This is a genomic window from Candidatus Hepatincolaceae symbiont of Strigamia maritima (assembly GCF_055505085.1).
In genome coordinates, this window is the sequence record NZ_DBKDTU010000114.1 from 1 (window position 1) to 10854 (window position 10854).

At 29.7% G+C, this 10854-nt stretch carries 9 protein-coding genes and 1 tRNA gene; 1 reads left to right on the forward strand and 9 read right to left on the reverse strand.

The genetic code is table 11. From position 1 onward, the window contains the following. Positions 1–252 (reverse strand): hypothetical protein (locus ACQCX0_RS02745; protein ID WP_462562638.1); only part of this gene is annotated, 252 nt, incomplete at its 3' end. Next, positions 252–521, reverse strand: a complete 270-nt coding sequence (locus ACQCX0_RS02750) for a helix-turn-helix domain-containing protein (protein WP_462562639.1) — start codon at positions 519–521, stop codon at positions 252–254. The genes ACQCX0_RS02750 and ACQCX0_RS02745, both read right to left, overlap by 1 nt. Before the next feature lie 118 nt (positions 522–639). On the opposite strand from ACQCX0_RS02750, the gene ACQCX0_RS02755 reads away from it, so the two are divergent. Beyond that, positions 640–1068, forward strand: a complete 429-nt coding sequence (locus ACQCX0_RS02755) for a helix-turn-helix domain-containing protein (protein WP_462562640.1) — start codon at positions 640–642, stop codon at positions 1066–1068. A gap of 771 nt (positions 1069–1839) precedes the next feature. Here ACQCX0_RS02755 and ACQCX0_RS02760 read toward each other — a convergent pair. From ACQCX0_RS02760 to ACQCX0_RS02790, 7 genes are all read right to left on the reverse strand, one after another. Beyond that, a tRNA-Val gene (locus ACQCX0_RS02760) sits at positions 1840–1914 on the reverse strand. Positions 1915–2041: 127 nt separating this feature from the next. After that, on the reverse strand, positions 2042–4366 hold the full coding sequence (gene lon, locus ACQCX0_RS02765; RefSeq protein WP_462562641.1) for an endopeptidase La: 2325 nt from the start codon (positions 4364–4366) through the stop codon (positions 2042–2044). Positions 4367–4393: 27 nt separating this feature from the next. After that, positions 4394–5689 carry an ATP-dependent Clp protease ATP-binding subunit ClpX gene (gene clpX / locus ACQCX0_RS02770; RefSeq protein WP_462562642.1) on the reverse strand — a complete coding sequence of 432 codons (1296 nt, stop codon included), beginning with the start codon at positions 5687–5689 and terminating at the stop codon, positions 4394–4396. Positions 5690–5706: 17 nt separating this feature from the next. Continuing rightward, on the reverse strand, positions 5707–6312 hold the full coding sequence (clpP, locus tag ACQCX0_RS02775) for an ATP-dependent Clp endopeptidase proteolytic subunit ClpP (RefSeq protein ID WP_462562643.1): 606 nt from the start codon (positions 6310–6312) through the stop codon (positions 5707–5709). 149 nt (positions 6313–6461) lie between these two features. Then, a complete protein-coding gene (gene tig / locus ACQCX0_RS02780; protein WP_462562644.1) occupies positions 6462–7826 on the reverse strand; it encodes a trigger factor in 1365 nt (454 codons plus the stop codon). A 220-nt stretch (positions 7827–8046) separates the two neighbouring features. Further along, positions 8047–9264, reverse strand: a complete 1218-nt coding sequence (locus ACQCX0_RS02785; protein WP_462562645.1) for a porin — start codon at positions 9262–9264, stop codon at positions 8047–8049. 366 nt (positions 9265–9630) lie between these two features. Then, on the reverse strand, positions 9631–10854 hold a 1224-nt coding region (locus tag ACQCX0_RS02790; protein ID WP_462562646.1), incomplete at its 5' end, for a porin.

Here is a 10854-nt window from a genome sequence, read left to right on the forward strand (position 1 = left end):
TTTAATGTTTTTCCCGTTTATTCTTGCCTCTTTTTTTGCTCTCTCTAATAATCTTGCTACTATCTTTTCTCTAGTTTTAGCTGGAAAGTTAGAGATGTGGTATTCTTTCACTGGTTTATCACTATGAGATAATCTAGTTACTTGAAATAACCAGTTTTCAACTTCCACTTTAATAACTAATTTAGATCTAGCGGTATAACCCTCCAACTTAAGATCTAATATTTCAGCGATAGAAAAATACTCTTTAAGCATTATCTAGCCTCTGCTCTCATTTTTGGAGTGTATAGATATTCTTCTTTTGGTTGAGGTCTTAATCTATTTCCATACTCATCGTATCTATTTGGAAATATTTCTTTAGGATGCATACCTAAAGCATCAGCTATAGCTTTTTCTCCTTTTGCATGAGGATTAGATACTGCTAATCTACAAATTCCTCTACTTAATCCATTCTTTCTATCTAAACCCACAAAAGTAATTCCTTTTTTTGCTAGTTGATATTTAATATCCGCTACATCCATCATTTAACCTTTTTTATTTTTGTGTTACACTTTATTAACTTATATAGGTTATATTATTACGAATTATTCGTAATGTCAAATATTTTTATGAAAAATTCGTAATTAGATTAAAAAGGATACTATGCAAGAGTTTAAAGAGATAGAAGAAACCTTAGAATACAGACTAAAACAAGTAATAAAAATTTATTATGGTAACCAAAAAGAATTCGCAAAAATTTACAATGTATCTAATTCTCTTATATCTGATTGGTGGGGTGGTAGATCAAAACCTAGAGCAGATATGCTACAGCAGATCTGTGAGAAAACAGGTGTTTCTATGGATTGGTTAGTGTTAGGAAGAGCTGAACCGTATATAGAAGATGAATTCTTTGGTGAAATTTTTAGAGAATCTAAAAAATTTGCAGAAAGAAATGAAATTGAGTTTGATGAAGTCTTGGTTTTAGGTATGCAAAGAATCATCATGGCAGAAAAAAGAATGAACCCTAACATCACTTTAGAACAGGTATTCACAAAATATAAAGAAATCGTACTAGCATTTAGAAAGAAATAAACATATAATTGTTACCAGGGAGTTACGCACTTGAAAAAAGTGTGGCTTAACTCCTATATATTTAAACACTAATAAAGTGCGTAGCTTCTGTTTTAATAAAACAAAAAAAAGGAAGCAATACCATGGATATTAGATGTTCAAAATGCAATTCAAAACTATCAGTTGTTAAAGAACCTATCAAAATACAATCATCAAAACCTATAGCTACATTTGAAATTCAATGTAGAAAATGTAAAGCAATAAAATGCTATTTTATACCCTCATATTTTAATAAGGATACAAGTAAATAGAGAATCACCTAAAAATAGGGGACTTTACTCCTTATTTTTAAGATATTTTAAAATAACCTATACAACTCTTATTTTCAAAAGATTGTAGAGAGTTTTTTACATGCTATATTTTTTATTAAAAGGGGACATTGCTTTTTTACAAAAAAATAGACACTTTGTTTAAAAGTGCCTATTTCCTTATGTTTTTATAAAAATCTTGTCCCATTTAATAATTCCTTTATTTTTTAGAACTAATTATAACAAAATCTCCACTATTTCCCGTTATTCTGCGGTATTTCCCACTATTTTAAACTCTACACACCATTATTCTTGTCCCATTTAATAGCTTCTCATTACATATATACCTTCTCATTACACTTGTCCCATTTAATAGCTTCTCATTACAAACACAGATGCCACAAAATCCATATTTTAAAATATTTTATTTTTCCCTTGACAACCCTAAAACCATAGAGTTTTTATAAGTCTTGAGTATTAAGTGTGGTGGGCGGTGAGAGACTCGAACTCCCAGCCTCCTCGGTGTAAACGAGATGCACAACCATTATGCTAACCGCCCGATTTTTGATTTTTCTTTAAAAATCTATAATCTTATAGTATTTTTAAAGATATTAATAATTTGTATTGTACCTAAATTATTAAACTGCAACACTATATCTTATATATTAAATCTTTATAAAAGTCAATTACTTTATTAAAGCATTATCAAAAACTTCTGTTACATAGCTTACAGGTACAATTTTTATTCCTTTTAAAACATTTTTCGGTATCTCCACTAAATCTTTTTCATTATCTTTAGGAATAATAATAGTTTTAATCTTAGCTCTTATAGCGGCCAAGATTTTTTCTTTCAATCCTCCTATAGCTAATACTTTACCCCTTAGTGTGATTTCCCCTGTCATTGCTACATCACTCTTAACTTTGTAATTACCTATTATAGAAAAAATAGAGGTAGCCATAGCGATTCCAGCAGAAGGTCCGTCTTTAGGAGTAGCACCTTCCGGAACATGAATATGAATATCATGATCTTTTAAAACATCTAAATTTAACTGTAATTCTTCAGCCTGAGCCTTGACTAAAGAAAAAGCAGCTTGTACTGATTCTTGCATAACTTCACCTAATTTTCCGGTAATTTTAATATTGCCTTTACCTGGTATTTTTAATGCTTCAATGGATAAGATTTCACCTCCCACCCTAGTCCAACCTAATCCTGTAGTAATTCCTACTTGATGCTTTTCTTCTTTTTCTTGATGTCTATACTTCAAAATCCCAGCATATTTATTTAAGTTATCTTTTGTAATTTCTACAGTATACCCTTTTTTATGTTCTAATATTTTCTTAACAGATTTTCTAGCTAAACTTGAAATTTCTCTATCTAATTGTCTTACCCCAGATTCTCTAGTGTAATTCCTAATTAAATTTAAAATTGCATTATCTGTCATGGAAAATTCTTGTTTTTTTAAGGCTGTATCAGTAATATTTCTTGGTATTAAATGTTGTTTTGCTATATGAAGTTTTTCTTCTTCTGTATAACCTGATAACTCTATAACTTCCATTCTATCTAATAAGGCTTCTTGAATATTTAAAGAATTTGCAGTAGTAATAAACATTACATCTGATAAATTATACTCTACTTCTATATAATGATCTACAAAAGCTGAATTTTGTTCAGGATCTAAAACTTCTAGTAAAGCTGATGAAGGATCTCCTCTAAAATCCGAACCCATTTTATCAACTTCATCAAGTAAAAATAACGGATTAGTTACCTTAACTTTTTTCATACTCTGAATTATTTTACCTGGCATTGCTCCTATATAAGTTCTTCTATGCCCCCTTATTTCTGCTTCATCCCTTACTCCTCCTAAAGAAATTCTTATAAATTTTCTACCTGAGGCTTCTGCAATTGACCTTGCTAGAGAAGTTTTCCCAACACCAGGAGGTCCAACTAAACATAAAATAGGAACCTTAAGAGCTTTGGATCTCTTTAATACTGCTAAATATTCTAAAATTCGTTCTTTTACTTTTCCTAATCCGTAATGTTGTGCATCAAGGATATTTTCAGATTTTTTTAAATCAATATTAATTTTAGTTTTTTCCTGCCATGGGATACACAACAACCACTCTAAATAATTTCTAACTACTGCAGCTTCTGCGGAAATCGGGTTCATAGTAGATAGCTTTTTAATTTCAGTGTCTACTTTTTCTTTAACTTCTGCGGTTAACTTTAATTTTTTAAATTTTTCTTGTAATTCCTTTAATTCGTCCTTAACATCTTCACCATTATTTAGCTCTTTTTGAATAGCCTTAATTTGCTCATTTAAGTAATAATCTTTTTGATTTTTTTCCATTTGCTGTTTAATATTACTACGAATTTTCTTTTCCATATTAATAATATCTATTTCTATTTCTAATATAGAATTTATATACGCTATACGTTCAATTAAATTATCTTTTTCTAATACATCCTGCTTTTGAGAAACTTTAATTGGTAAATGTGAGGTTATTATATCTACTAAATAAGTAACACTTTCAATTTTTTTAATAGATAATAAAACATTTTGGGGAATTTTTTTACTATTATTCACGTATTGAGTAAATAAGTCTAAAAGATTATTCTTAATTTCTTCTAAAGCTTTATCACCATATTCTTGTTTATCAATAATTTCTTTATAACTAGCTAAGTATAACTCTTGCTCCACTATTTCTAAGATATTTACTCGCTTTAATCCTTTTACTAATAATTTTATGGTATTATCAGGAAGTTTAAGAATTTGTAAAATTTCAACTAATGTACCGATTTCATATAAATCTTTCTTTTGAGGATTGTCTAATTCAGTATTTCTCTGAGCCACTGCTATCATTAAATTAGAACTATTAGTAGCCTGATTAATAGCTTTAATTAATTTATCTCTATCTATAAATAAAGATACTGCCATTTCCGGAAAAATTACTATATCTTTCATTGATATTAACGGTAGCATATTATTTATTATTACTGATTCCTTAACCATAAGATATCCTTTATTTCTGGTTTTTATTTATGTACTCATTGTATATATAGGTTTTTTTCTTAATAAAGCAACTTCATTATCAATAGTAACTTCTTTGATACTCTTCATATTAGGGGTTTCAAACATTACATCCAGTAATAATTTTTCTATATAAGATCTTAATCCTCTAGCTCCTAATTTTTGTTCAAAAACTTTCTCAGCAATACTTTTTAAAGCATCATCACTAAAAGTTAGTTTAATTCCATCCATTTCTAATAATTTGGCATATTGTGAAATAATAGCATTTTTAGGTTCTTTAATAATTTTATAAAGAGTATCAATATCCATATCATCTAAAGTTACAACCACAGGAAGCCTCCCTACAAACTCTTGAATTAAACCATATTTAAACAAATCTTCAGCAGAAATAAGTTTTAAAATATCATGTTGTTCTTTAGCTTTATTATTAATATTAGCACCAAATCCAATTGATGATTTAAATAATCGTTGAGTAATAATTTTATCAATTCCTGAAAAAGCCCCGCCACAAATAAATAAAATATTTTTAGTATTTACCTGTAAATATTCCTGATTAGGGTGTTTTCTACCACCCTGAGGTGGCACATGAGCAATCGTACCTTCAATAATCTTTAAAAGGGCTTGTTGTACTCCCTCTCCTGAAACATCCCTAGTAATAGAAACATTTTCTGATTTCTTAGCTATTTTATCAATCTCATCAATATAAATAATACCGTGTTCTGCTTTTTGAATATTAAAATCTGCTGCTCTTAAAAGCCTTAATACTATATTTTCTACATCTTCTCCCACATATCCGGCTTCAGTTAAAGATGTAGCATCAGCTATGGCAAAGGGAACATTTAAGATCTTAGCAAGTGTTTCTGCTAATAATGTTTTACCGCTACCGGTTGCTCCTAACATTAAAATATTAGATTTCTGAATCTCTATATCTTTATATAGCATATTATCAGTAATATTCGGACTAAAAATTCTTTTATAATGGTTATAAACTGCAACTGCCAAAACTTTTTTAGCCTCAACATGACCTATTACATATTCACTAAGTTTAGTTAAAATTTCTTGTGGTTTTAAAAAATTTATTTCCTGATTTAAAGATGGTGTATCAGTTTTTTGTGTAAGCATTATTTCTCTGGCTTCCTCAGTTCCCAATGTAGTTACATCATTAATTAAACTAGAGCAAACTGCAACGCATTCTAAACATATATTACCGTTAATACCGTGAATTAAATTAGAAACCTCATCTTGTGATTTTCCGCAAAATGAGCAATGCATAGTTGTATTATCTTTCTTATTAGGTTTTTTCATAAATAATTATTCTTTTATTAAATGTCCGCTCTATTATTCATAATTTTATCTATAAGTCCAAATTCTAGTGCTTCTTTGGCACTCATAAAATTATCTCTCTCTAAGGATTTTTCTATCTCTAGAGTTTTTTTTCCGGTATTTTTAGCATAAATACCATTAAGTAAAGATTTTAAATATAAAATCTCTTTAGCTTGAATTTCTATATCGGTTGCCTGCCCCCTTGTACCCCCTGAGGGTTGATGTACCATTATTCTAGCATGAGGGAGAGCAAATCTTTTACCAATACTCCCTGAGCTTAATAATAAAGAACCCATTGAGGCAGCCTGCCCTACACAAATTGTAGTAACATCACATTTAATATAGTTCATAGTATCATAAATTGCAAGCCCTGCTGTTACTACTCCGCCCGGTGAATTAATATAGAGATGTATATCTTTCTCAGAATCTTCTGCTTCTAAAAATAATAATTGTGCACAAACTAAGGAAGATAGATTATCTTCAATAGGAGCATTCAAAAAAATTATTCTCTCTTTAAGTAGCCTTGAATAGATATCATAACTTCTCTCACCTTTTGAGGTTTGTTCTATTACCATAGGAATTAAATGAGAGTTTATAATATTCATATTATCTCTTACCTTTACTTTTCATTATATTAAATTTATCAAAACACACAAATCTCATTGTAAATAACAAATCTTAATAAATAATAAATTATACTCTAATTACCTATAACATTCAATGAGATACTTAAGCTTCTAATGATATACAATATTTATAAATTAATATTATGTTTTTTTCTATAATCATCTAACGGTATTGTAACTTCTTGGTAAGAAATTTTAGATAAAATAAAATCTAGAATCTTATTTTCTAAAACCCTATTCTTTAGAGATTTTAAAGCTCCTTGATTATTTTTATAATGATCCACTAAAACTTTAGGCTGTACATTATAGTTAGTTGCTTCATTTAATAGTGCTTTTTGCAAATCAGAGTCCTCAATTCTTATAGAATTTTTTGAAGCTATATCATTTAAAATTAAACCTAATCTAATTCTTTTCTCTGCAATACTTTTATTATTAATTTTAATTTCTTCCTCAGTTTTCCCCTCATAAGGATTAGCATGTTGCGGATGATCCTTGTGTAGACCTTGTTCATGTTCTTGCATATGTTTTTGAAAATTTTTAAATTCCTGCCATAAAACAACTTCTTCCTGTTCTAATAGGGTTTTAGGCATACTAAAATTTTTATGTTCTGAGAAAATATCAACCAACTCTTTTTTTAAAGTATTGCTTACAATGTTTGTAAACTGCATTTTTAAATTATCAGCTATTTTGGATTTAAGCTCTTCAAAAGACTGTAATCCTAATTTTTTAGCTAATTCATTATCTAAACTACTAGGAGTAACTTCTTGTAATTTATGAATCTTAACTTCAAAAACAGCATCTTTACCTTTTAATTCAGTAGCATGATAATTTTCTGGGAACTTTACCATAACTTTTACTTCATCATTAATATTTTTACCGATCAATTGTTCTTCAAAACCAGGAATAAAAGATTCGGAGCCAATCTCAAGAGGATAATGACTACCTTTACCTCCGGTAAATTCTTTATCTGCTATTTTACCTACAAAATCTATAACAGCTACATCTCCCTCTTTGATAGTTCTATTTTCTGTAAGATCTTGGTAATTTTTATATTGTTTAGCTAAATTATTTAGGGTTTCCATAACATTCTCATCTGTTATTTGTATAATTTCTTTATTTAAAGAAATTTCAGATAAATGTAAATCATTGATTTCAGGAAATAATTCAAATTCTAAAGAGAAAGTTAAAGTTTTATTAAGATTAAAGTCTTTCACATTAGCTTTAGGTTTGGTTACAGAATTAATTTTATAATCTTCATAGATTTTAAGTGCTGCTTTTGACAAAGCTTTCTCAAGTACATCAGAGGCTATAGAATCAGAATATTTTTTTTCTATCATATTAATTGGTGCTTTGCCTGGTCTGAATCCGTCTAATTTAACTTTTGTAGCAAGTTCAGTTAATCTTTCCTGTTTAATAAGAGTTAAAGCTTTCTGATTTAGTTCAATATCAAAAATTTTAATTAAGCCGTTTTGTTGTTGTTCTGTAATATTCATAATAATTTCTTTTTTCTCCCATTGTGAGGTATTTGCTTAAATTATATACATTAAAAAATTTATTTTTACACTGTTATTACATAGTAGTGTATAATAAAAATCTATAAATTAAAAGCTTAATCTAACTATTATGTTAAAGACTATAAAAAGTTGAAGATATAAAAAAGGAGCTAATAAAAATTAGCTCCTTTAAGTTAGTGATATTTATTTTAACTTAGAGTTAAAAAGGATACCAAATACCTACTAGGAATCTAGTAACATTTTTTTCTTCAGATAATTTACCATCTACAGCATAGGCAACTGTACCTTTATCTTTATACATAGCATGTCTTATTTGCACAAAAGCTACACCACCGTTAGCTCCGGCTTCAGAAATATAGTGATTATATTGTAAATGAATACTTTGAATATGACCTTTTGTTTCTATAATATTAACAATTCCTTCTTTTGCACCTACATCTTTAGTTACAAATTGGTATCCTAAGTTGATGTTAGCAAACTTAAGGTCATAACCTATTTTCCCTAAGATTTGATTGTTTGCCAAAGTTTTATCATCGGTATTAAGGAAGGATTTTTTATCATAATATATGTCACCCTTCCAAGTATTATGTTTATAAGCAACATTTAAACTTATATCAGCAATTTTATAAACAAATGTTGCCAAAACTACATTAGCTGTATTTTCCGTAGTAGATACCATTGAAGCTTGAGCTGTTCTAGCACCGTTAAAAGCATCAGCTGCTGTATTTAAAGTACCGTTATTCTTACCTTGATAAAACCCTAAATTGAAAGTTAATCTTTGGCTAGAAGTAAGTTCTCTATCGTAATTTAATAAAGCCTCAAATGCATATGAGCGAACTGTATCTCCGGCATTTTTCCCACTTTGAATTTCTCCCACTCCGCCAATATCTGTTTGGAATATTAACTGAGCTCCCTCAAATACCGGGGTAGCATACATAATAGACCGAGTATATTGCACTTCATGAGCACCATAATCAGAGAATAAATTTCCCATACCATGACCACCTGCACCAGGACCATCCATTACTAAATACATATTTGAGAATTGATTACCAACTTTTAAAGTACCGAATTTACCTTCAAGACCAGCCCAAGCTTCTCTTTGTCCAGGAACATCATATCGGTAATCAGTTGCTACTTTTTGAGCTAATCTCCACACAACATTACCGAATTTACTATCATGTTTTCCATCAATATTAAGAGTTATATCTGTTTCTATAAAGTACTCAAACCCGGCTTTTGGTGTAGTTGCCGTTGCTTTTTGGATAGTTTTATTACTAGTTCTGCCAAATAGATCTATTTCCAATGCTCCTTTAAGAGATACCCCACTATCACCTAAATTCACAGCAGAATTAGCAAAGCTAGCATAACTTAGTGCTGTTACCACCAAGATTAAATAACTTAATTTTTTTTTCATCTTTTGCTCCTACAAAAATATTAACTAGTCGTAAAAGACTATTATCCTTAGTTAATTTTATTAAAAGGTTGGTAATCTTCTTTTATTACTTTCTAAAGTATACCTAAAATATGATTAAATAACAAGCATAATCTTTATTTATTAGAAAAAATCTGAGAGGGCTTATACAATATGGCATATAATACACTATAAGAAATATTGTTATAAGATACTATTATGATAGATAACTAATACTATAACTAATTTACCTTAATACACTCAATTTACTATTAAAGAAAGTATAAAAAGGCTAAACAAAAAGAGCTAAATTTTTATATTTAGCTCTTGGAAATGTGATATTTTTTTATATAATATATGCTGTTTTAACTAAAAAGGATAAACAAAACCTACTAATACCCTAGAAACATCTTTTTTATGTGGTAGTCTACCATCAACAGAAGCTAATAAAGTATTTGCTTCTGAGTAAATAGCATGTCTAGCTTCAAAATAAGCTGCTGCCCCTTTTGCACCTTGATCGGAAAGATAATGATTATACTGTAAATGAATACTATTAACATTACCTTTCTTTTCTACCACTGTTTTTGTATCATCTAATACAAAATCTTTAGTTACAAACTGATAACCTAGCCCAACATTACCAAATCCTAGCTCATAAACTACTTTAACTGATACTTGATCATTAGCTAAATCTTTACCTCCGGTATTTAGTCCTGGGAAGCGAGTACCACCATCTAACTCTCCGTTCCAAAGATTATGTTTATAAGCTAGAGCCACATCAAAGTCATAAACTTTATAGCTAACTGTAGCTAAAATAGTAGAAGCTGTATTTGTTAACGCAGAAACTTTACTACTTTGTGCCACCCTTTTACCATTAAAGGCACTAGCTGCGGCATTAAGAGTACCGTCATTTTTACCTTGGTAGTATCCTAAATTTACTTCTACACCTTGGGTTTCACTAAACTTAGTATCGTAGTTTAATACTACTTCATAGGCAAAAGAACGTCTGTAAACACCAGGTTCCCTGTCAGATTCTCCTACCCCACCGATGTCGGTTTGTAATTGTAACTTAACCCCAGAAAGAACAGGTGTCTCATAAAAGAGTGATCTAGTATATTGAGTTTGCTGAGATCCGTAATCAGAAAAAAGACTCCACATCCCTACCGCAGCACCATAACTATCAGCTGCTAGATAAAAATTAGAAAATTGATTACCTATTTTAAAAGTACCTAATTCTCCGCTTAGACCTACCCAAGCTTCTCTTTCTCCAGGCTTATCATACCTAACATCAGCTACCGCTCTTTGTGCTAATCGCCAAACCACATTACCTACTTTTGATTCATGCTTCCCATCAATATTGAGAGTTATCCATGCAGGAGAATCAAATTTTAATCCAGCTTTTTCTTCACCGACTTTTTGTACACCTTGGTTATGATTTTTTAATTCCAATTCTCCCCTAACGCTTCCCCCTAGAGATACGCCACTATCCCCTAAGTTCACAGCTGAACTAGCAAAAGTTGAATAGGTTAGAGCGCTTACCCCTAACATTAAAAGATTTAATTTTTTCATACTTGCTCCTTTTAAAATTTGTAT

Bases quoted from the DNA above. Each gene is read 5' to 3' on its own strand.
- clpX (WP_462562642.1), bottom strand. From the start codon at position 5,689: ATGAAAAAACCTAATAAGAAAGATAATACAACTATGCATTGCTCATTT.
- ACQCX0_RS02755 (WP_462562640.1), top strand. From the start codon at position 640: ATGCAAGAGTTTAAAGAGATAGAAGAAACCTTAGAATACAGACTAAAA.
- ACQCX0_RS02785 (WP_462562645.1), bottom strand. From the start codon at position 9,264: ATGAAAAAAAAATTAAGTTATTTAATCTTGGTGGTAACAGCACTAAGT.
- lon (WP_462562641.1), bottom strand. From the start codon at position 4,366: ATGGTTAAGGAATCAGTAATAATAAATAATATGCTACCGTTAATATCA.
- clpP (WP_462562643.1), bottom strand. From the start codon at position 6,312: ATGAATATTATAAACTCTCATTTAATTCCTATGGTAATAGAACAAACC.
- tig (WP_462562644.1), bottom strand. From the start codon at position 7,826: ATGAATATTACAGAACAACAACAAAACGGCTTAATTAAAATTTTTGAT.
- ACQCX0_RS02750 (WP_462562639.1), bottom strand. From the start codon at position 521: ATGATGGATGTAGCGGATATTAAATATCAACTAGCAAAAAAAGGAATT.